General features: G+C 59.4%; 24 protein-coding genes. 12 read left to right on the forward strand and 12 right to left on the reverse strand.

Features of this window, described 5'->3' with window-relative positions:
• Positions 1-10: 10 nt before the first annotated feature.
• Positions 11-1,213, reverse strand: coding sequence for a pyridoxal phosphate-dependent aminotransferase (locus ACP2AV_RS11125; RefSeq protein WP_426372789.1), 1,203 nt, complete (start codon positions 1,211-1,213; stop codon positions 11-13).
• An 81-nt stretch (positions 1,214-1,294) separates the two neighbouring features.
• Between ACP2AV_RS11125 and ACP2AV_RS11130 the strand changes: the two genes are divergently transcribed.
• Both ACP2AV_RS11130 and ACP2AV_RS11135 read left to right on the forward strand, forming a co-directional pair.
• Positions 1,295-1,612: a succinate dehydrogenase assembly factor 2 gene (locus ACP2AV_RS11130; RefSeq protein ID WP_426372790.1), complete on the forward strand. Its 318-nt coding sequence runs from the start codon at positions 1,295-1,297 to the stop codon at positions 1,610-1,612.
• A gap of 94 nt (positions 1,613-1,706) precedes the next feature.
• Entirely contained in the window at positions 1,707-2,222 is a 516-nt protein-coding gene (locus ACP2AV_RS11135; protein ID WP_426372791.1) for a MarR family winged helix-turn-helix transcriptional regulator, read from the forward strand.
• Here the strand turns inward: ACP2AV_RS11135 and ACP2AV_RS11140 are convergent, their stop codons facing one another.
• From ACP2AV_RS11140 to ACP2AV_RS11155, 4 genes are all read right to left on the reverse strand, one after another.
• Positions 2,223-2,990: a DUF1194 domain-containing protein gene (locus ACP2AV_RS11140; RefSeq protein WP_426372792.1), complete on the reverse strand. Its 768-nt coding sequence runs from the start codon at positions 2,988-2,990 to the stop codon at positions 2,223-2,225.
• Positions 2,957-3,385 (reverse strand): VOC family protein, encoded by a 429-nt coding sequence (locus ACP2AV_RS11145; RefSeq protein ID WP_426372793.1) that lies wholly within the window; start codon positions 3,383-3,385, stop codon positions 2,957-2,959. Before ACP2AV_RS11145 ends, ACP2AV_RS11140 begins: the two co-directional genes overlap by 34 nt.
• A 69-nt stretch (positions 3,386-3,454) precedes the next feature.
• Positions 3,455-4,828, reverse strand: coding sequence for a hypothetical protein (locus tag ACP2AV_RS11150; RefSeq protein WP_426372794.1), 1,374 nt, complete (start codon positions 4,826-4,828; stop codon positions 3,455-3,457).
• A gap of 46 nt (positions 4,829-4,874) precedes the next feature.
• Positions 4,875-5,870: a hypothetical protein gene (locus tag ACP2AV_RS11155; RefSeq protein WP_426372795.1), complete on the reverse strand. Its 996-nt coding sequence runs from the start codon at positions 5,868-5,870 to the stop codon at positions 4,875-4,877.
• Positions 5,871-6,065: 195 nt separating this feature from the next.
• Between ACP2AV_RS11155 and thyX the strand changes: the two genes are divergently transcribed.
• Entirely contained in the window at positions 6,066-6,971 is a 906-nt protein-coding gene (thyX, locus tag ACP2AV_RS11160; protein ID WP_426372796.1) for an FAD-dependent thymidylate synthase, read from the forward strand.
• 318 nt (positions 6,972-7,289) lie between these two features.
• A complete protein-coding gene (locus ACP2AV_RS11165) occupies positions 7,290-7,691 on the forward strand; it encodes a DUF2177 family protein (RefSeq protein ID WP_426372797.1) in 402 nt (133 codons plus the stop codon).
• Positions 7,692-7,737: 46 nt separating this feature from the next.
• On the opposite strand, the gene ACP2AV_RS11170 is transcribed toward ACP2AV_RS11165, so the two are convergent.
• A complete protein-coding gene (locus tag ACP2AV_RS11170) occupies positions 7,738-7,944 on the reverse strand; it encodes a cold-shock protein (protein WP_426372798.1) in 207 nt (68 codons plus the stop codon).
• Between the two features lie 213 nt (positions 7,945-8,157).
• Between ACP2AV_RS11170 and ACP2AV_RS11175 the strand changes: the two genes are divergently transcribed.
• Complete coding sequence (locus tag ACP2AV_RS11175; RefSeq protein ID WP_426372799.1) at positions 8,158-8,472, forward strand: arsenate reductase family protein; 315 nt, start codon at positions 8,158-8,160, stop codon at positions 8,470-8,472.
• Here the strand turns inward: ACP2AV_RS11175 and ACP2AV_RS11180 are convergent.
• The 5 genes from ACP2AV_RS11180 to thrS form a co-directional block, all read right to left on the reverse strand.
• A complete protein-coding gene (locus ACP2AV_RS11180; RefSeq protein ID WP_426372800.1) occupies positions 8,451-8,987 on the reverse strand; it encodes a DoxX family protein in 537 nt (178 codons plus the stop codon). The two genes, ACP2AV_RS11175 and ACP2AV_RS11180, sit on opposite strands and share 22 nt — an antisense overlap.
• Positions 8,984-9,715, reverse strand: coding sequence for a DNA-binding domain-containing protein (locus ACP2AV_RS11185; RefSeq protein ID WP_426372801.1), 732 nt, complete (start codon positions 9,713-9,715; stop codon positions 8,984-8,986). Before ACP2AV_RS11185 ends, ACP2AV_RS11180 begins: the two co-directional genes overlap by 4 nt.
• The gene (locus ACP2AV_RS11190; protein WP_426372802.1) at positions 9,712-10,557 is read right to left on the reverse strand and encodes a DUF692 domain-containing protein; all 846 of its coding nucleotides are present in this window, start codon (positions 10,555-10,557) and stop codon (positions 9,712-9,714) included. The genes ACP2AV_RS11185 and ACP2AV_RS11190 overlap by 4 nt, the downstream gene beginning before the upstream one ends.
• 59 nt (positions 10,558-10,616) lie before the next feature.
• Positions 10,617-10,904 (reverse strand): DUF2282 domain-containing protein, encoded by a 288-nt coding sequence (locus ACP2AV_RS11195; protein ID WP_426372803.1) that lies wholly within the window; start codon positions 10,902-10,904, stop codon positions 10,617-10,619.
• A gap of 312 nt (positions 10,905-11,216) precedes the next feature.
• Positions 11,217-13,166, reverse strand: coding sequence for a threonine--tRNA ligase (thrS, locus tag ACP2AV_RS11200; protein ID WP_426372804.1), 1,950 nt, complete (start codon positions 13,164-13,166; stop codon positions 11,217-11,219).
• 315 nt (positions 13,167-13,481) lie between these two features.
• On the opposite strand from thrS, the gene ACP2AV_RS11205 reads away from it, so the two are divergent.
• The 3 genes from ACP2AV_RS11205 to ACP2AV_RS11215 all read left to right on the forward strand — a co-directional run bounded on the left by ACP2AV_RS11205 (position 13,482) and on the right by ACP2AV_RS11215 (position 15,519).
• Positions 13,482-14,225, forward strand: a complete 744-nt coding sequence (locus tag ACP2AV_RS11205) for an alpha/beta fold hydrolase (protein ID WP_426372805.1) — start codon at positions 13,482-13,484, stop codon at positions 14,223-14,225.
• Complete coding sequence (locus ACP2AV_RS11210) at positions 14,225-14,656, forward strand: VOC family protein (RefSeq protein WP_426372806.1); 432 nt, start codon at positions 14,225-14,227, stop codon at positions 14,654-14,656. The genes ACP2AV_RS11205 and ACP2AV_RS11210 overlap by 1 nt, the downstream gene beginning before the upstream one ends.
• Positions 14,657-14,811: 155 nt before the next feature.
• On the forward strand, positions 14,812-15,519 hold the full coding sequence (locus tag ACP2AV_RS11215; protein ID WP_426372872.1) for an alpha/beta fold hydrolase: 708 nt from the start codon (positions 14,812-14,814) through the stop codon (positions 15,517-15,519).
• Here the strand turns inward: ACP2AV_RS11215 and phaZ are convergent.
• Positions 15,516-16,787, reverse strand: a complete 1,272-nt coding sequence (gene phaZ / locus ACP2AV_RS11220; protein WP_426372807.1) for a polyhydroxyalkanoate depolymerase — start codon at positions 16,785-16,787, stop codon at positions 15,516-15,518. The two genes, ACP2AV_RS11215 and phaZ, sit on opposite strands and share 4 nt — an antisense overlap.
• A gap of 114 nt (positions 16,788-16,901) precedes the next feature.
• Between phaZ and ACP2AV_RS11225 the strand changes: the two genes are divergently transcribed.
• From ACP2AV_RS11225 to ACP2AV_RS11240, 4 genes are all read left to right on the forward strand, one after another.
• On the forward strand, positions 16,902-18,695 hold the full coding sequence (locus ACP2AV_RS11225) for a PHA/PHB synthase family protein (RefSeq protein WP_426372809.1): 1,794 nt from the start codon (positions 16,902-16,904) through the stop codon (positions 18,693-18,695).
• A gap of 156 nt (positions 18,696-18,851) precedes the next feature.
• On the forward strand, positions 18,852-19,301 hold the full coding sequence (locus tag ACP2AV_RS11230) for a Phasin (protein ID WP_426372810.1): 450 nt from the start codon (positions 18,852-18,854) through the stop codon (positions 19,299-19,301).
• 156 nt (positions 19,302-19,457) lie between these two features.
• The gene (gene phaR / locus ACP2AV_RS11235; RefSeq protein WP_426372812.1) at positions 19,458-20,012 is read left to right on the forward strand and encodes a polyhydroxyalkanoate synthesis repressor PhaR; all 555 of its coding nucleotides are present in this window, start codon (positions 19,458-19,460) and stop codon (positions 20,010-20,012) included.
• 27 nt (positions 20,013-20,039) lie between these two features.
• Positions 20,040-21,002 (forward strand): LysR family transcriptional regulator, encoded by a 963-nt coding sequence (locus tag ACP2AV_RS11240; protein ID WP_426372813.1) that lies wholly within the window; start codon positions 20,040-20,042, stop codon positions 21,000-21,002.
• The last annotated feature ends 33 nt before the right edge of the window (positions 21,003-21,035 follow it).

Consider the following 21,035-nt stretch of genomic DNA (forward strand, 5'->3'; position numbering starts at 1 on the left):
TTCGCCTCCTTCAACTCAAGCCAGCGCAGAAAGCCTGGATCCGACTACAGGCCTCTTTCAGCGCCTCGTCCGAGGTAGCGTAACTGACCCGGAAGTTCGGCGAAAGACCAAAGGCCGCCCCGAACACGACCGCCACGCCCCGTTCTTCCAGAAGCGCGGTGCAAAAGGCTTCGTCGTCGGTGATAGGGGTGCCACCAGCGCTGGTCTTGCCGATGCAGCCCGCGATCGACGGATAGACATAGAAGGCGCCTTCGGGGCAAGGGCATTCGATGCCATCGGCCGCGTTCAGCATATCGACCACCAGGTTTCGGCGCCGTGTGAACACAGCGTTGTTTTCAGCAATGAAGTCGTGCGGGCCGTTCAGTGCAGCCACGGCGGCAGCCTGGGAAATCGAACAGGGGTTGGATGTGGATTGCGATTGCACTTTGCGCATGGCCGCGATCAGCGCGCGCGGGCCAGCGGCATAACCAATGCGCCAGCCCGTCATGGCATAGGCTTTGGACACCCCGTTGACGACCAGAGTTCGATCATAGAGCCCCGGCTCTACCTGCGCGGGCGTGGCAAATTCGAAATCGTCGAAAGCCAGATGTTCATACATGTCATCGGTCATGACCCAGACATGGGGATGGCGCATCAGCACGTCCGTCAGGGCCCGCAGTTCGCCGCGGCTGTATCCCGCACCCGAGGGGTTCGAAGGTGAATTGAAGATCAACCATTTCGTGCGCGGGGTGATCGCAGCTTCCAGTTTTTCAGGCGTAATACGAAAGCGATCTTCCAGACTGGCTTCTATGAAAACCGGGGTCCCCCCGCCGATCAAAACCATGTCGGGGTAGGACACCCAATATGGCGTCGGGATCAGCACCTCGTCGCCGGAATTTAGCGTCGCCATGAGCGCGTTGAACAGCGCCTGTTTGCCGCCCGACGTCACACTGACCTGATCCGGGGTGTAGTTCAGCGCGTTGTCACGTTTGAACTTGGCGCAGATCGCCTGTTTCAATTCAGGCGTCCCGTCGACCGCGGTGTAACGTGTCTGACCGCTGTTGATGGCGGCGATACCGGCAGCGCGAATATGTTCCGGGGTGTCGAAATCGGGTTCACCCGCGCTCAGGCTGATGATGTCGCGTCCTTGCGCCTTCAGCTCCATTGCCTTGCCGGTCATCGCCATCGTGGGCGAAGGTTTTACGCGGGCCAATGTATCGGACAAGAAGGGCATCACAGCGCTCCGCAATTGCACTTGGGTTGGCGAAGTCTTAGGGTCACGCCGCGTTCTGCACAAGCGTTGTGGCGCGCATGAATGCTGATGGACCCCATCAGCAAGGACGATGCAAAGTCGATGCGAGGATACATGGAATCCAAGGGAAACCGGATCAAGCGCATGAAAATGCGGGCCATGCGGCGCGGGATCAAGGAAATGGATATCGTCATGGCCCGGTACGCCGACGATCACCTTGATACAATGAGCGATGCGGAATTGGATGGTTTTGACGCCCTCTTGCACGAAAACGATCAGGACCTGTTGACCTGGGTTACCGGGCAAGTTGCCGCGCCTGACCAACACGCCGCCCTGATTGCACGCATTGCGGCCCACGCAGAAGCGTCTGCGCGCGGTTGAATTGAATCGCATTTGTCGCGGATTTTCGTGGCTTAACCGAATGTTGGTGAATCATCTTCATGTTGCTTGCGAAAAGCCAAGCGCGGAGAGATTCATGACAATGCATTCGCCAGTTGAACAAACGCAAGACACCGATGCCAGCGGCGACAAGGCGTTTCTGGCCCTATACCTTGAGGAACTGTCGCTGGTGGAACGCCTGCACAGACTGTTGCTTGATGTGATCAAGGACGAATTCGAACGTCTGGGAATCCTTGAAATCAACCCCGTCCAAGCTCTGCTGCTCTTTAATATCGGTGAAAACGAAGTGACCGCGGGCGAACTGAAATCGCGCGGCTATTATCAGGGGTCGAACGTTAGTTACAACCTCAAGAAGATGGTCGAAATGGGGTACATGCATCACCAACGGTGCGAAATTGACCGCCGCTCCGTTCGGGTCAAACTCACCGACCGTGGCAACGAAGTGCGACGTACGATGGAGGACCTTTTCGCCCGCCACGCGGCCGGCATGGATGGACGCGGAATTCTGACCTCTGAAGGCATCGAAGATGTCAACACGGCCCTGCGGCGGATCGAACGGTTCTGGAGCGACCAGATCCGATATATTTACTGATCAGCCTGCGCCCGCCTTTGGTGGGCGTTCAGGCAGCACGCCGATTGCCAAAGTCTGTAACTCGCGCAGCAGTTTGCGCGTTATGGCCGACTTGTAATCAGCGTACGAAGCCGTCACCTCAACGAATGCTTGCGGTCCCTGAATCACCTCGGATCTGAAATAGGCCACCAATGGTGCAAGGTTTGCGTCGATGGTCGTCCCGCCTTGGGGCGACCCGACGACAAGCGCATTGATAGTCGCGCCTGAAAGCAAGGGGCTGTCGCGGACTTCGCGCGGGCGCGGACCTGTATTGGATGGTCCGTCTGCCGATATGTCGAGTGTCCGCCGCCAGCAATCGCGCTGTTGCGACAGGGCCTGGGCCCCGAAAAGGATCGCATCCCCCAACGCTGTGCCCGGCTCGCGCGGGCGCCGTGCGTCCAGGTCTTCCAGCGTTTGCGCGGCGCGGTCCAAATCCTGCCGCGCAGTTACATCCGTCCAGCCAAACAGTACGCGCTTTGAACCGGGGCCGGCCCATTCATAGATATGCAGGCGAACTGTGGCCGCCGGCATTGCCAGAAAGGCCTTTTGGACTTCCAAATCGCGAAGCGCCGCCGCGATCCCTTCGATCTGCAACGCGTATTCGCGCCGGTCCACCGAACCTGACACGTCCAGGCCCAGCGACAGGGCCTGGCGGCAAATCGCCCCTGCCGGCGCACTGTGCAGGATGGCGGCCAAGGCCGCGATACCTGCCCACCTTACCAATGTCCGGTGTTCTCCATGCTGGCCCATGGTTCGGCTGGCGCCAGCGCTTCACCAATTTGCAACAGTTCCACCGAGATGTTGTCGGGCGAGCGGACAAAGGCCATGCGTCCGTCACGCGGCGGACGATTGATCGTCACCCCGTTGTCCATCAGATGCTGGCACATTTCGTAAATGTCGCCGACGCCATAGGCCAAGTGGCCGAAATGGCGGCTGTCCGACGGCAGAGCGTCGTCTCCGTCCCAGTTGTAGGTCAGTTCCACGGGACATTCCGGTTGATTTTCGGGGGCCATGAAAATCAGCGAAAACCGCCCCTCTTCAACGTCGATGCGCCGCGTTTCCTTGAGCCCCAGCAGGGCGAAAAATGCCATGGTCTTGTCCAGGTCTTTGACCCGAACCATCGTATGCAGGTATTTGACTTCCATGCGCGACACCTCCTGTGGTTATGCACAGCATTCTAGCGCGCGGCCGCGTTGGTTCCACCCGATTCCGGTCTAGAACGACGAACGGATCGACAGACCCGCCGACAGGTCGGTTGTTTCATAGCGCGACACGTTGCTGTCCGTAGTGGCCGCCCGCAGCGTCACGACCGGCGCAAATCCCATCATCTGTGCGCCCGAAACCACAAGGTCGACGGTCAGACCAATCGACGTGTCCCGCCGCCCGCCAGGCACGACGGTCAGCCCGGCGACATGGTCGGGATAGAATTTGTGGCCCAGGTCCAGCCCGAACGTCGGATGCACCGCACCCAAGGGATCGGGCGTGGTGTAGCGGAGCGTCAATTGCTGGCCCGTATAATCCAGACTGCGCCCATCGGAATTCGACGTGGTCACGGTCAGCCCGGTTTGGAAACGTCCGCCATTGCCAAGCCGCGCGCCATACCGGCCGCTCAGCGCATATTGGTGTGCGTCCAGTGCCCGGTCGCTGTCAGACCATTCGCGGGTATATCTGAGCTGGCCGAGAAAGCTCTGGCCATCGCCCAATCGCCAAGCTTTTCCTAGCGACAGGCTTGCCGAATGCGCCAGTTCGTCACCACCATACCAGCGTTTCGCCGTCCCCAGTCCAAACGAATAAGGGCCCTTGGCGCCTTCGGGCAGCATGACATGTGTCAGGTCAAGCGCGACGATAGAGTAGTTGAAATCGCTGCCCGTTGCGGTGGGGGCCAGGGCCTGGGCTTCGTCCGTCAGTTTGTGGAATGTGCCGTAGTACTGACCCGATATTGCGGTCCGGCTGCGTGCACTGCCCGCAAGCTGATACCCCAGTCGCGCCGAAACAGACGCGCGGTACCCGGACAACGCTTGCGCATCGCCTGACAGCACGCCGATCGATGGCACCCCATCAATTTCCAGCACGTCCGATTCCGCACCGCCATTGATGTTGGACGACGGTGCGAGAGTGAAGGAAAACGCGCGCTCCCACTTGTCGCGCCGGTCTACTGCATCGAAATCCCGGCGCAATTGCGCCTCTTGTTGCTCTGACGCAAAATCCGATGCCCGCCGCAGCCAGAACTTTGCCACACCCTGTCGCCCCTGTTGCGAGGCCGCCAAGGCCGCCAGACGCGCGGCTTCGTGTTTTAGGGGGCGGTTGCCGCCTGCGCTGCCAAAGGCGCGGCGGGCTTCGGCGCCGCCGGCCTTCATGTGGCCGGCCCGGATCAGGGACGCGGCCAGGATTACGCGGGTCTGGGCGTCTTCGGGCCGCTCGGTGACGACCGCTTCTGACACCAGAACGGCGGTCTTCAGATCACCGTTGGCCAAGGCCGCGTGTGCGATGGCCCGCGCCTGCGCAACCGTCAACTGAATATCTTGTGCTAATGCGGGCGGGGCCCATGCCAAGCCTGCCGCACAGATCATGCCAAATACGTGTTTCATCACCACTCCCTGATCGCGCGGATGCTAGATCAGCGCGCTGCGGGGCTCAACGTTCAAGAACGAAGGTTCCGGTCTCGCGGGTTTCGGTGATGGTGGTGTCTTCGCCAAATCCGTAGGTCGGAATTGCCCCCGCACCAAAATCGACCGACCCGTTTTCGGCGTGATAGCTGTCCATTGTGATGTCCACGACGCCAACGACCGTTTCGGCGCTGTCGCCTTCGAACATGCCGCGCATGGTGCCGAATTCGGAATTGATGTCTGCAACGTCCGTGGCGTCAGGGTCATAATAGTCGACGCGGATTGAGGTTTCGAATTGCCCGTTGTCTTCGATTCCGCCGGCCTGAACAGTACCGATCAGAGCGGGCAGATCGCCCAGATACGTGCCATCGTCCGCATAGAGGCGGCGTCCTGTCACATAGGCCCGCATGGCGCCGTTGTCTTCGAGTTTTTCGAAGTCGACTTCCATTGCCATGTCGCCATCGACCAGTTCGATGCCGGCGGACCCTTTGAACGTACGCAGAGCGACGTAATTGCCGTAATAGTTTGCCTGCCCACTGGTTGGCAGGTCGACGCCGGTGTCGCGCCCGACAACATACCCGCCGAAACCGTGTTCCAGATAGCTGCCCGACCGCGCCACGGATGTCTTGGCATTGCCATCGTCGCTTTCGTTGTAGATCGCGATATAGCTATCTTGGCTGATCGGTCCGTCACTGTCACCGGTGTATTGGTCATCAATGGAGGCCGGATTGCGGAAGAAAATTCGCGCGACGGGTCGTCCAGTGTCTTGATCCAGCACCAAAGCGGTGTCCGCGTAAGCATCGTCGCCATCAAACGGCAGCCCTTCGACCACCAGTTCGCTGCCGCTGATCCGCACGCGCTGCAAGGTATAGAGATCTGTTCCTTCGTTGAATGTCAGGTTGCCGCCCAGTCCTGCGCCGCCTTCGGGATCAGTGCCGCCCCCGCCCAGCGGGTTAGTGCCATCGCCGCTACAAGCGGCCAACAGGGCGAGCGCACCGACGCGCGTTAAACGGATGATCTTCATAACTGCTCCTCGCCTCTGCGGGTTTTCGCCAACCTAGCTTGCGCGCACCATATCGTGTCAACGTTAACCACGAATTGAGGCGCCAGTTTGGCGGCATTGTTGCCTATTGGCCCGTTCTGCATCTTGCGGCTATAGTCGCCGCCCATACCAGATATGCGGAGGCGCATGAGTCGCCCCAAGACCGAGGACACCGCAATGACCCTTTCCCCCGAACAACAGGCCGAAATCGATGAATTGCGCGCCACGCCGCAGCCGACCCTGCGGGCCGTGGCCGAGGGGGCAGAAAAACACCTCTATACCGCTTATCCGGTGCTCGATCATGGCTTTGTGCGGGTGATCGACTATATGGGCGACGACGCGGCAATCTGTCAGGCCGCGCGGGTAAGCTACGGAAAAGGCACGAAATCAGTTCAGAACGACGAGGGCCTGATCCGCTATCTGATGCGCCACTGGCATTCGACGCCCTTCGAGATGTGCGAGCTTAAGTTGCACGTCAAATTGCCGGTCTTCGTTGCCCGCCAGTGGATCCGCCACCGCACCGCCAACGTCAACGAATACAGCGCTCGCTATTCGATCCTGGACCGTGAGTTCTACTTCCCCGCGCCAGAACACGTCGCCAAGCAGTCGGTGATCAACAATCAGGGCCGGGGCGACACGTTGGACGCGGCCGAGGCCGCCCGCGTGCTTGAGATGCTGAAATCCGATGCCATGCGCTGCTATGATCACTACGAAGAACTGATTTCCGACGAGGGTCCGGGCCTTGCGCGCGAACTGGCCCGGATGAACCTGCCCGCGAACATTTATACGCAGTGGTACTGGAAGGTTAACCTGCACAACCTGCTGCATTTCCTGCGCCTGCGAGCCGACGCACACGCCCAATACGAAATCCGCGTCTACGCCGACGAGATTTGCAAGATCGTCGCTGACTGGGTACCCTTTGCCTACAAAGCCTTCGAAGATTACCGCCTGGGCGCGGTGTCGATGTCATCGCAAATGGTCGACTGTGTGCGGCGAATGCTGAAGGGCGAAGACGTGAACGAGGAAAATTGCGGTATGAGCAAGCGTGAATGGCGCGAGTTTATGGCCGTTTTGGATGAGTGAAATTGATACTGCGCCGTATGTTCTGGCGAAAAAGCCCGTGAACATGGCGACACGATTCCGCCCCATCAAGCGGCGCAGACACTAATTTTTGCCATTTCTAAAGGCCTTGGGACTATCGCGTATCCATCCCGGCAAGAGTCGGGCGTGAATTGACCGTCGTTGCGACGGGCCTCAGCACGCCTGTGCGCACATGCGCGACTGGCACCGTCTGCATCCCTGTGATGGGGGCACACGTCGCTGTTCCCGCCGGCAAGGTTGAGAATAAGTGAACCAAATCGCGATAACGCGCGTAATCCTGCCAAACTAGCAGGAGATCCCATGACCGCCCTTGTCCTTTATCTGTCCACCGCCCTGGTGTTTTTGTCGTTGGATGCCGTGATGCTGAAAAACGTTCTGCGTCCGATTTTCGAAACCCACCTGGGCGACCAGCTGGCCGAAGACTTCCGGCTGGGTCCGGCGGCGGTGTTTTATTTGTTCTATGTGGGGGGGCTGGTCGCACTGATATCGCTGCCCGTCCTGCGCGGGGACGGCACGAGCGAGGCGCTGTGGAAAGGGGCACTGGTAGGGGCGATGGCCTATGGCACCTACGAATTTACCAGCTACGCGGTCATGGCGCGCTGGTCGGTGCAGATGGTCATGATAGACGTGGCGTGGGGCACGGTTTTGACAGGCGTGTCAGCGGCGGCAGGCGTGTGGATCACCCGCGCCGTGCTCGGGTAGGGCGAAAATGGGCGCCAGCATTGCCGGCGCCTCTACGTGCACAAGATCAGAGCGCGTGCAGATCCGAGGCCATTGAACGGCCGTCGCGGCCCTCGCGCAGTTCATAACCGATCTTCTGATTGTCGGCCAAACCGGTCAGACCGGCGCGTTCCACGGCGGAAATATGGACGAATACATCGTTGCCGCCATCATCGGGCGCAATGAATCCGTAGCCTTTGGTGGTGTTGAACCATTTGACTGTGCCCGTCGGCATGTCATCTCTCCTTACTGTCGTCTCCGCCCACGATATTGCGGCGGGTGGTGCAGCCAGGTCTTCCAAATCAGTCGGCTGCCCCTTGAAGCAAGAGGAGGACGTGGTAGAAAGTCGTCTGTCACGCCAAAAGCGTGCGCGAAGAAACGCGTAAAAATCAAATGAATTTCTTGTGTCGCGTTGGGCTGAGCGTCAAATCGCCAAAAGGAAGTGCAGATGATCCGGGTTTTCGGGCTGAAAAACTGCGATGCATGCCGACGCGCGGTCAAGGCGCTGGACGCAGAGTTGGTCGATATACGGATCACGCCGCTCAGCCGGGCCGAGTTCCAGCGGTTTTACGATGCGGTGGGCGAAGACCTGTTGAACACCCGTTCGCGCACGTGGCGCGAACTGAACGAAGATCAACGCCTGGACGATCCAATTGAATTGATGATTGCTTTTCCCACCCTGATGAAGCGGCCGTTGATCGACGTCGATGGCGAAGTTTTCCTGGGGCTCGGCCCGGACGTTCACGCAGCGACCGAGCGCTGAGCCGGGCGCGTAAGCGCGCGGTCCGCGGACAGTGGTCCAGCGCCGGTGAAAACCAACGCGACCAGCAAAAACCCCCAGAGCAACCGTTGGTCCAGGATCAGTCCGTCCGGGTTGCGATCGAAAAGCGCCCCTATGGTCGCGGCATCAGCGCCGTGACCGATGATGTCGGTCAGCGATTGTACCACGATAAAGCCGATCATCGCCGCCGCGGCGGGGCGTGTCGCCAACCCGACGACGATCAGGGCAGGCAGGATGAATTCGGCATAGGTTCCCGCCATCCCCACCAACCATTGGAACGCTCCGAATTGGCTAGGATCGTACGCGGCAGCCTGCATTTGCTGTGGAAAAATCTGCGCATAGGCCCCCAGACTGGGGCTAAACGGCCCGTCCAGTTTGGTCAGGGCGGAACTCCAGAAATAGCGCAAAAGAACAGCTGCGAATACCAGGCGTGCCAACGTGCCCAAGACCGGCCGGGCGGCGCCGTCAAGCGGGGCGAAAAGGGCGCGACGGGTCATGAGGCAACTCCTGTGATGGCACCCCCGGCGATGAGCGCCGAAAGCGTGGTCGTTAAGTCAAAGCCGGGGCCGGCGGCAACCATGGCCAGGTTCAGCGATGCCCCGTCCTGCAAGGATCGCACGAACGCAGCGCCCTTGGGGGGCAAAGCATGGCATGTCGGATCGAACCCGGGTCGGGCAATCAGCGTGTCTTCGGGCGCGGGGCGGGGCGGCGGTGCCCCTTCGGCGTTGGCGCGCCAGATCGACAAGGCAGGATGCTTGAACGAAAGTGTGCGCACCGCTGGGGCGAAGGTCAGGCGGGCGCCCATAAGCCGCTCGGTCGGGATTTCTGCGATGGCTTGCGGTGCAATCGGGCGCGCATCCGCTGCGTGATAGGCCCGGGTTCGCGCCCGTTCGATCCGCGCTACATCCGGCAGATAGGCCAAGTGGTTCACCGGCGCGAACCGCTGCAAGAATATCGGAAAGGTGTCCCCGTAGTCTTTCATCATCTGGGATTTGGGTTGGTGGATGCGCAGGTAAACCCCCGCCATGGCGACGAAAAATTCGTCTCCGACCAGTTTTCGCACCACAGGGAACGCGCTGGACAACGCATCCGTCAGGCCAACGGCCACATTGTTGCGATACACGTCGAACCGTTTACCCGCCGGCGCGCCGCCGGGGCCGTGCAAGCCTTGCGGGGGCGGGCGGTCAGGATCCAGAAGCGCTTGTGTGAATTCATGCTGGGTCATGGCGACACCAAATGTGTGGCGGCGCGCGCGGCTTCAGCTTGCAGGGTGGGCCAGTCCGGGACATCTGTGTCCCATTCGATCAGGGTTGGGCGCGGGCCGGTCCGGGACAAGGTATAGCGATAAAGCTCCCAGACGGGATCGACCACAGGCTTGCCATGGCTGTCAATCAACAGGGGTGCGCCGTGCTCGTCCTGGTCTTCGTCGTGACCGCCCAGATGGATTTCTCCGACGCAGTCCAAAGGATAGGCATCGATGTAGGCGCGCGGGTCGGTATCCAGATTCGTCGCCGACACAAAGACGTTGTTCACATCCAGCAGCAACCCGCAGCCAGTGCGGTCGGCCACGACTGCCAGAAAGTCGGTTTCCTGCATGGTGCTTTCGGCGAAGGCCAGATAGCTGGACGGGTTCTCAAGTAGCATCTGGCGCCCGAGCGTCTGTTGCACTTGGTCGATGTGGTCAGCCACGCGGGTCAGCGTGGCCGTGGTGTAGGGCAAGGGCAGAAGATCGTTCAGATAGGCCGCGCCGTGGCTGGACCAAGCCAGATGTTCAGAGAAGCTGGCCGGGTGCAGCCAGTTGCAAAGGGTGCGCAGGCGCGCAAGATGATCTGCGTCCAGCGGCCCTTCACCACCGATCGACAGCCCCACCCCGTGAACGGAAATCGCAAACCGCTGTGCAAGTTGGTCAAGCTGAGCCATGGATCGGCCGCCATCGTTCATGTAGTTTTCGGCGTGGATTTCCAACCAGTGAACCGGCCCCGGATCTTCCAGGATGGCGCTGAAGTGGACGGGTTTGAACCCGACGCCGGGGCGGTTCGGCAGGCTATTGTGGGTTTGGTCAAGCATGGGGTCCTCCGCTTTGTAGATCCGGGCTGTAACCGCCCGGACCCTGTGGCGCGCAGGCGCTAGCCGGCCATGTCGCGCTCGAGCGGCTCGAGCGAGCCCATGCGGTCGCCAGGAAGCTCCATGGTTTCGCAGGTGCCAGCCGGAACCAGCGTCCATGCGTTCCCCTGATAGTCGACCTTGGACGTGCCGGCGCAGGTGGTGCCGGGGCCAGCGGCGCAATCGTTCTGCCCGGCCAGCGAAACGCCATAGCATTTTTCATTTTCTGCCGCTTGTGCGTCATGGGTTTGGGCAAGCGTCGCGGCGGCCACGGCGGCAGCTACGGCAAAGGTTTTGCTGTGATAGGACATTGAGTGTCTCCCTTACATTTTTATCGCGCCGCGTCCCGGCGACGTACGTCATTGGTAGGAAGAACGGAGGCTCACAAGCCAGTCACAGGACTGTGTGGCACAGCGCTGTCAGCGCCTGAAACATACGGAAACGTTGGTTGACCGCATGGGGCATCACGGCTGCAGGGTGCAGTCGCCTGAAGAATGCAATTGCAACCAGGCACTTACGCGCTTTTGCGCGCCACGCGGTCAATGTAACATTTGAAAAGAAAACGGCCCGCCTGAATGAGCGGGCCATTTTGTGTGATCGCAGCTTGTTACATTTATCTGCGTTCAGGCAAGATCGGGCGGGGATGCCTCGGTGGTCAAAGCGGCAAGCACATCGTCGAAAGACTGCACCGTGGTCTGCTTTTCGCCAAGTCGGCGGACGGACAAGGTGCGCTCTTCGACCTCGCGCTGGCCCACGGCCAGGATCACCGGAACCTTGGCCAGCGAATGTTCGCGGACCTTGTAGTTGATCTTTTCGTTGCGAATGTCAGCTTCTGCCCGCACGCCAGCAGCGCGCAGCTTGTCCACCACTTCGTTGACGTAGTCATCGGCGTCAGACACGATCGATGCAACAACCACCTGACGGGGTGCCAGCCAGAACGGCAGCTTGCCGGCATGTTCTTCGATCAGGATCCCGATGAAACGCTCGAAACTGCCAAGCACCGCGCGGTGCAGCATGACGGGACGGTGCTTGTCGCCATCGGCCCCGATGTAACTGGCATCGAGCCGTTCTGGCAGGTTGGGATCGACCTGCAGCGTGCCGCACTGCCATTGCCGCCCGATCGCGTCAGTCAGCGTGAATTCCAGCTTGGGACCATAAAAGGCGCCCTCACCTTCCAAAAGCTCATACCCATACCCTGCGGCGCGGCAGGCACCGCCCAAGGCTTTTTCCACGCGGTCCCAGCTTTCGTCGGACCCGATGCGTTTTTCGGGGCGGGTGGATAGCTTGATGGTCCAGTTGTGGAACCTCAAATCGTCGTAGATTGCTGCCAGAAACTTGATGAACTTGGCCGTTTCCGCTTCGATCTGATCGTCGGTGCAGAAGATGTGCCCATCGTCCTGGGTAAATCCGCGCACCCGCATGATGCCGTGCAGCGCGCCAGAGGGTTCATACCGGTTACACGATCCAAATTCGGCCATGCGCAGCGGCAGGTCGCGATAAGATTTGAGCCCTTGGTTGAACACTTGCACATGGCCTGGGCAGTTCATCGGTTTGAGCGCATTGATCGCCTTTTCGCGGGCATGCTCTTCGTCGACTTCGACGATGAACATGTTTTCCTGGTAGTTGTCCCAGTGGCCTGATTTTTCCCATAGCTTGCGGTCAAGCACCTGCGGCGTGTTCACTTCGACATACCCGTCCCGTTCTTGTTGGCGGCGCATGTAGTCCTGCAGAGTCGTGTAGATTTTCCAGCCGTTGGCATGCCAAAAGATCTGGCCGGGCGCTTCTTCTTGCATATGGAACAAGTCCATCTCGCGGGCCAGCTTGCGGTGATCGCGCTTTGCTGCTTCTTCCAGCATGGTCAGATGCGCCTTGAGATCCTTGCGGTTTTTGAACGCCACGCCGTAAATGCGCTGCAGCATCGGGCGATCACTGTCGCCGCGCCAATAAGCGCCTGCCACGTTCATCAGCTTGAAAGCGTCCGCAGGGACCTGACCGGTGTTTTGCAGATGCGGCCCGCGACACAGGTCCTGCCAGTGGCCGTGCCAGTACATCCGGATCGGTTGGCCATCGTCTGGGATCATGTTCACCAACTCGACCTTGTACGGCTGATTCGTAGCCTTGTAGTGCTCGATCGCGCGTGCACGGTCCCACACTTCGGTGGTAACGGGATCGCGTTTGTTGATGATTTCCTTCATCTTGGCTTCGATTTGGCCAAGATCTTCCGGCGTGAACGGCTCTTCGCGGTCAAAATCATAGTACCAGCCATTCTGGATCACCGGGCCGATGGTCACTTTGACACCAGGCCACAGTTCCTGCACCGCGCGGGCCATGATGTGCGCCAGATCGTGGCGGATCAGTTCCAGCGCCGGGCCGTCATCCTGAAAGGTGTTGATCGAAATGCTGGCATCTTCGGTAATCGGCCACTGCAGATCGTAATGCGCGCCGTTCACAGTGGCGCTGATGGCTTTTTTGGCGAGCGATGGGGCGATGGATGCGGCCACATCTGCAGCGGTCACGCCAGCGTCGAAATCGCGCGAATTGCCATCAGGAAAAGTCAGGGAGATTTGTGCCATATCGGCCTCCTCGTCGGTTTGGCGCCCACGGAACGCCCGATTGCGGGTTGGTTTGGGCCTACATGACCGCAGGTCCGGCGGGTGTCAAGCGCCGGCTGAAAGGACTATCCCACCAGATGGAATTAAGCGCGGCGGTTTGACGCGCCCTTCGGTCATTCGGAACAGCGATAAAGGGGACGTGGCCCGTGGCAGCCTGTCTCACGGCAGCGTTCCAGACCGGTCGTTGGCTGGCGTCGGCGGATGCGCAGTGACGCGCGCGCCGGCGGGCGGTTTTCGGTGCTTGCGGGGCGTCAGTTGCCCGGCTAGCTTGCCGCCATGACGGATTATCTCGACACGGCTTCGGGCCGCCGCATCGCCTATAATTTCAGCGCAGGGCAGGGGCCGGCTATCGTATTTCTTGGCGGGTTCATGTCGGACATGGATGGCACCAAGGCCATAGCACTTGAAGACTGGGCGCGCGCGCAGGGCCGCTCATTCCTGCGGTTCGATTATTCGGGGCACGGCCAATCCTCGGGCGCCTTTGAAGACGGCTGCATTGGCCACTGGTTCGAAGACGCGCGGGCCGCGATCGAAGAGTTGGCCACCGGAAAACTCATGTTGGTCGGCTCATCCATGGGGGGGTGGATATCGCTTCTTCTGGCCCGTGCAATCCCCCAGCGGTTGGTCGGTTTGGTCGGCATCGCCGCCGCGCCCGATTTCACCGAGGATGGGTACTGGGCCGGATTCTCTGACGACGAACGGGCCGAGTTGATGAGCAAGGGTCGTATCATGGTCCCGTCGGATTACGACGCGCCCTATCCGGTGACCCGCGGCCTGATCGAAGACGGGCGCCACCATCTTGTGCTGCGCGAGCCTTTGGATCTGCCATTTCCTGTCAGGCTTTTGCAAGGCACGGCGGACAGTTCGGTCGGGGCGGACCGTCCGTTGCGCCTGATCGATCATGCCACCTGTCCGGACATGCGGCTAACCTTCGTCAAGGGTGCCGATCACAGCTTTTCGACGCCCGAATGTCTGGCTCTGATCACATCAACAATCCAAGAGATCGAGGCGCTATCCTGATGGAGCAACGCATTTCCCTGATCACGTTGGGCGTGGCCGATATGGATGTCGCCGCCGCCTTTTACGATGGTCTGGGTTGGCAGCGCGTGGACAGCCCGGACGGTGTCATCGCCTATGATCTGATCGCGCAAACCCTGGGCCTATACCCCAAGTCCAAGTTGGCCGAGGATCTCGGGATCGCGCCAGACAAGGTCGGCGGGTTTTCCGGCGTCACGCTGGGCCACAATCTGCCCACCAAGGCGGCGGTCGATGCGCTGGTCGCACAGGCAGCGAGTGCAGGCGGCAAGGTCCTCAAACCACCGCATGACATTTTCTGGGGTGGGTACAGTGCCTTTGTCGCGGATCCCGACGGGCACGTCTGGGAACTGGCCCACAATCCGTTTTCACCCTTGGGCCCGAAAGGTGAATTTCGGTGGAACGGGTTCGGGTGAAACTTGGCTAATTCGAACAATACCGGGCAGAAATCCGCGCAAATGGCCTGCATAGCAGTACAATTCCCACTTGCGCCCACCAGGGGCCTTGACGATTGCGCGGAGCATTGTCAGCACGCTGTTCAAGCCCTTGCGACACGGACCCTTGTGACATGATGCCGGAACCTGTAGTTTTTTTGCCCGGCTTCATGAGCGACGCGCGCCTCTATGGCCCGCAATTTGCCGAACTGTCGGCAGAGCGCGCGGTGATGGCTTGCCCCCTTGTCGGCGAGACTGTCGAACAAATGGCCGCATCGATTGTGCCATCGCTGCCAGCGCGCTTTACCCTGATCGGCCATTCGCTGGGCGGGATCGTGGCCATGGAGCTGTTGCGGACCGTGCCGAAACGTATTGAGCGCCTGTGCCTGATGAATACCAACGCGCAGAACGAAACACCACATGTGGCCGCAGCGCGTGAGCCCAACATCATCGCCGCCCGGGCCGGGCGCATAGACGAAGCGATTGCGCAAGAGTTGCGACGCGACTACCTGACCGCATCCCCGGATCGGGGCAAGGTGGTCGAGCTATGGCACCAGATGGGACGCGATCTAGGTGCAGATCGGTTCGTCGCGCAAAGCCGCGCGATGCAAAAGCGCCCAGATCAACAGGCCACGTTGCGGAGGTCGAAAGTGCCGACTTTGCTTATCTGCGGAGCAGATGACGAATTGACCCCTGTTCGGCGGCACGAGTTCATCGAAACACTGATGGCCAACGCCCGGCTGGTCGTTGTGGATGGTGCCGGGCATGTGCCCACACTTGAACGACCTGCCGTGGTGACCCACGCCCTGCGAGAATTTTTGTCGGCTCCGCTGGTGTTGCGTTAGCCGGCCTTCTTCTTTGACGGGTTGGAAACCGCGCGCGGCCCGGAATTCTGGTCGATGAAATCCAGAACCAGCGGGCGAATGTTGTTGCGCCATGACCCACCAGCGAAAATGCCGTAGTGGCCCGCGCCGGGTTCAACGTGCCAGGCTTTCTTTTCCTCGGGCAGGCCGGTGCACAGTTTCAGCGCCGCCTTGCACTGGCCGGGGGCTGAAATGTCGTCTTTTTCGCCCTCGACAGTCTTGACGGCCACGTCTGTTATCTTGCCGATATCGACCTTTTTTCCAGCCACGGTAAAGCGGTTCTGGGCAATTTCGCCTTCTTTGAAAATGCGGTGAACGGTGGACAGGTAGAATTCCGCGGTCATGTCCATGACGGCGAGGTATTCGTCATAGAACTTGTTATGTTTGTCATGTTCGGACGCATCGCCCGACGCCACACGTTTGATCTGCCGCGAAAAGGCCGCCGAGTGGCTGTCGATGTTCATCGAGATGAACGAGGTCAGCTGCAGCAGTCCTGGATAAACCGTGCGGCCCGCGCCCTTGTATTTGAAGCCGACGCGCTGGATCATCGATTGTTCCAGCTGGCCCATCGTTACACGATTGCCGAAATCGGTAACTTCGGTCGGGGTCGCGTCGGGGTCGATCGGGCCGCCGATCAAAGTCAGGGTGCGCGGCTGGGCGGCAGGTTGTTCTTCGGCCAGGTAGGCCGTGGCGGCAAGAGCCAACGGGGCGGGTTGGCAAATCGCGATCACATGCGTCTGTGGCCCCAAGTGTTTCATGTAGTCGACAAGGTAGAGCGTATAATCCTCAATATCGAACTTGCCCTCTTCAACCGGAATGTCGCGCGCGTTATGCCAATCGGTCACGTAAACATCGGCGTCAGGCAAAAGCGACGCAACGGTCGAGCGCAGCAACGTGGCGTAGTGGCCAGACATGGGTGCGACGACAAGGATCTTGCGCCGCATCGGTTCGCGGCCCTGAACGTGCATCTTGATCAGGTCGCCAAAGGCGCCGGGAACTTCGATATCGACCGACACCACGTGGTCGCGGCCATCTTCGCCGACAACGGTATCGATGCCCCAGTCGGGCTTGGCGACCATACGTGCCATGGACCGTTCGGTGACTTCGCCCCAGGCCCCAAGATACGAAAAGAACGGATTGGGCACTGCGGCCACGGCCGGATAGGCGGCTATCGCCTTCGCGGTTGCGCCGAGCCACTCATTGGTGTTCCGCATGGTCTCCATGAAGTCGTAGGTGGCCATATACCGCATGTGATTTCCTTTCCTGTGCCTTTGCACCGAGGCCCGCCTGTTGTTATCGTCAGGTCAGGGAGGGCAGCTGAGCGAATGCTGCAGCTGCAAAAAGTGTAGGGCGGAACAAACCTGATGACAACAGATACCAAAGACGGCAACAGCGATCTGGACCCATTGGGCCAGAATTTGGTTAAAATTGAGGAACTAACGCAACGTCTCGTTACGGCATTGTCTAAAAAAGGCATGCCGAATCCCGATCTGGAAGCGCCCGGACCGGACCTGATGATGAAAGCCAGCGCGGCCTACATGGCTGATTTGATGGAGAATCCATCACATCTGATCGAGCAACAGGTCGCGTATTGGGGCAAGGCGCTCAAACATTTTGTTGATGCCCAGAGCCAGCTTGCCCATGGCAAACTAGAGCCGCCAAAGGATAAGGGGCCGTCTGATCCGCGCTTTACCAGCCCGCTCTGGGACACGAATCCCTACTTCAATTTCGTCAAGCAACAGTACCTGATCAATTCCGCTGCAGTGCAGGATGCGGTCTCTCAGGTTGAGGGGCTTGATGCGCGCGATCGGCGCCGGCTTGAATATTTTTCCCGCCAGATCGTGGATATGTTCTGTCCCACGAATTTCCTTTCGACCAATCCCGAGGCGTTGGAACGTGCGCTGGAAACCGAAGGTCAATCCTTGGTCGACGGTTTAGAGAACCTGGTCCGCGATATCGAAGCCAACCATGGCGAATTGCTTGTTACCCTGGCCGATCAATCCGCTTTCGAAGTCGGCGGGAACATTGCCACCACACCTGGCGCAGTCGTGTTCCGCAATCGCATGTTCGAACTCATCCAGTATGCCCCGACGACTGAACAGGTGCACAAGACGCCTCTTCTGATCTTTCCGCCGTGGATCAACAAATTCTACATCATGGATCTCAAGCCGCAGAACAGCTTGATCAAATGGATCGTCGATCAAGGCTTCACATTGTTCGTGGTCAGCTGGGTCAACCCGGATGCAGACTATGCCGACGTGGGCATCGAAGACTACATCCAAGAGGGCTATTTGACCGCCATAGAAGAAGTCAAACGCAGGACTGAACAGAAAAGCATCAACGTGGTCGGCTATTGCATCGCCGGGACGACCTTGGCGATGACCTTGGCGCTGCTGAAGAAACGCGGCGACAAGTCCGTGAAGTCGGCTACGTTTTTCACCACGCTGACCGATTTTGCGGACCAGGGCGAGTTTTCTGTGTTCCTGACGGATGACTTCGTGGACGGTATCGAACGCCAGGTTAAGGCGGCCGGCTATCTGGACAGCTATTTCATGTCGCGCACATTCAGTTATCTGCGGGCCAATGATCTGATCTACAGGCCGGCGATCCGAAGCTATATGATGGGCGAGGCGCCGCCCGCGTTCGATCTGCTGTTCTGGAACGGCGACAGTACGAACCTGCCGGCCAAGATGGCGGTCCAGTATCTGCGTCAGCTGTGTCAGGACAATCAGTTTGCAACCACCGGGATCGAGCTGCTGGGCGAGCGGCTGCATATCAGCGACGTTGACGTTCCGCTGACCGCGATCGCCTGCGAGACCGATCACATCGCCGCCTGGAAAGCCAGCTATGATGGCATTGCGCAAATGGGCAGCAGCAAGAAGTCCTTCATCCTTTCGCAGTCCGGCCACATCGCCGGAATCGTGAACCCTCCGTCAAAAAAGAAGTATGGCCATTACACCAACCCGGACATGGGGTTGACGGCCGACGACTGGCGCGACGGGGCGGATTTCCATGAAGGCACGTGGTGGCCCCGCTGGGGATCCTGGTTGGCCAAGCGCTCAGGCGCAAAACAGCCCGCTCGCGCTCTGGGTGATTCGGGCGAAACACCGCTCGCCCCGGCGCCCGGAACCTATGTGAAGGCGACGCCAAACCTCTGAACTTGCGCCATTTTGGGCATTATTGCTGCACTGCAGCATTCGGGGTTGATTTTCTGCGCCGCAGCATGCATATTGTTTGCAGACGCAGAAAAAACTCAGAAGCGCAACACGCAAGTACCTGATACTAGGGGCCACGCCCCAGAATGGAGCAAAAAAATGGCTAAGACCGACGACTACACAAAAATGATGAAAGACATGATGGGCGCTTTCCCTGTTGACATGAGCGCCATGCAGGAAGCGTTCAAGACGCAGGCTTCCTTCGGTGAAAAAATGTCAAAAGTCGCTCTGGAAGCTGCTGATAAATCGGCAGAAATTTCCGGAAAGTGGACTAAAGAAACGCTTGCTAAGATGGAAGACCTGACCAAGGTCAAGGCCGAGCCGACCGATTACACCAAAGCCATGACCGACTTTGCTTCGGCCCAGGCTGAAATCGTGACCGAAAAATTGGCTGCTTTTGCCGACGTTGCCAAGACGGTTCAGATGGAAACCATCGAACTGATGATGGCTGCTGGCAAAGATGTGGGCGAAGACATGACCGCTGCGGTCAAGAAATCGACTGCAGATATGACGGCTGCCGCCAAAAAGGCCACTGCCGCTGCCAAATAAGGCACGTAATTTGAGAGCATCGGTGTCCTCCTCCCTGCCGATGTGATCGCGAAAGAGCGGGCAATTCCAGCCCGCTCTTTCTTTTTTTCCGGCGCTGGCATAGGCTTTTCTGCAGCCGCTAACATTCGCGGCCCAGGGGAAAAAGGGAGGTCGAAGATGGCCGAAACAAACACGCCGCTTCTGATCAAGAGATATGCCAGCCGGCGTCTCTACAACACCGAGACGAGCGATTACGTCACGCTTGAAGATATTGCCGCTTTCATTCGCGAAGGCCGCGATGTTCAGATCGTTGATCTGAAGTCGGGTGATGACCTGACCCGCCAGTATCTACTTCAAATCATTGCCGAACATGAAAGCCGCAATTCCGAGAGCATTCTGCCCCTGGGTGTGCTGACGGACTTGGTGCGGTCATACACGTCCGAGGTTCAATCGGTGATGCCACAGTTCCTGTCTGCATCGTTCGACATGTTTCGCGAGAGCCAGGAAAAAATGATCGAGAACCTTGCAGGCGTCCCGGGGATAGATGCAATGCGCGTGCAGCAAGAAGCGTTCCTGAAGGCCATGACCGGCGGCATGCCGGCGATGAAAAATTGGAGCGCACCGACAATGGAAGAAGGCCATGCGCCTGAAACCGAAAGCGCCGAAGATCTGCAACAGATCAAGAAACAGCTTTCGGATCTGCAGGACAAATTGTCAAAGCTGGACAAGTAAACGGATCGGCGGCAAGGGGGCGGACGCATGGCGGATACATCCGGCCGCATTTCCCTGTGGGGGGTCGAGGTATTCCTGGCGACCGCCGAGGAAAAGAGCGTATCGGCTGCCGCACGCCGATTGGGTGCAAGCCCGTCAGCGATCTCGCAACAGATTTCAGGGTTGGAGGCCGCGCTGGGGGCCGAGTTGATGAACCGCCGCGAGCGCCCACTGACGCTGACGGCCGCCGGGGAAATCCTGCGTCGTCGCGGACAGATCATCGTGAACGAGGCCGCACAGATCAGGGCCGAACTGGGCGCGAATGACTTGTCGTCACTGACGCGAATGCGTCTGGGCATGATCGAGGATTTCGACGCAGATGTGTCGCCGCGTTTACTGCAAGAGTTGTCACAGAGTTTTGGGCGAACGGTGTTCCTGCTGGAAACCGGGCCGTCTCACCGGCTGTTGGATGCCTTGGACACGCGCGCATTGGATGTGGTGGTTGCGGCAGATATGGGGGCGTCTGCCGACTGGATGGAAGTTCATTCCCTGCTACGCGAGCCGTTCGTGGCAGCTGCGCCGCGCGGGGTCATCGACCCGGCGGCGGCGCTCGAAAGTTTGTCCAAGTTACCGCTGATCCAGTACACCCCGCGCCATCATATGGGACGGGTCATTGCCGATCATTTGGCGCGACAAAACCTGACGATGGCGCACCGGTTCGAATTGGACAGCTACCATGCGATCACGGCGATGGTGGCCAGCGGGCGCGGCTGGACGATCCTGACCCCGCTTGGGGTGGGGTATGCCAAACGGTTCATAGACGATATCGATGTGCTCCCTTTGCCCTTTGCGCCACTTGAGCGTACGATATCCTTGTCGGCGCGTCGGGATGTCTTGGGTGACATGCCCAGTCAGACAGCCCAGAGATTGCGCGCGCTCCTGCAGGAACATGTGGTCGATCCGATGGTCGCGCGCCACACATGGTTAGAGGGTGAGTTGCGCGTGTTGTGACGCAAGGGGCCGGCCCCTCGCGCCTCCGGGCTT

Origin of the sequence: Aliiroseovarius sp. PTFE2010, from assembly GCF_049943335.1 — a bacterium.
Lineage (GTDB): Bacteria > Pseudomonadota > Alphaproteobacteria > Rhodobacterales > Rhodobacteraceae > JBNFVY01.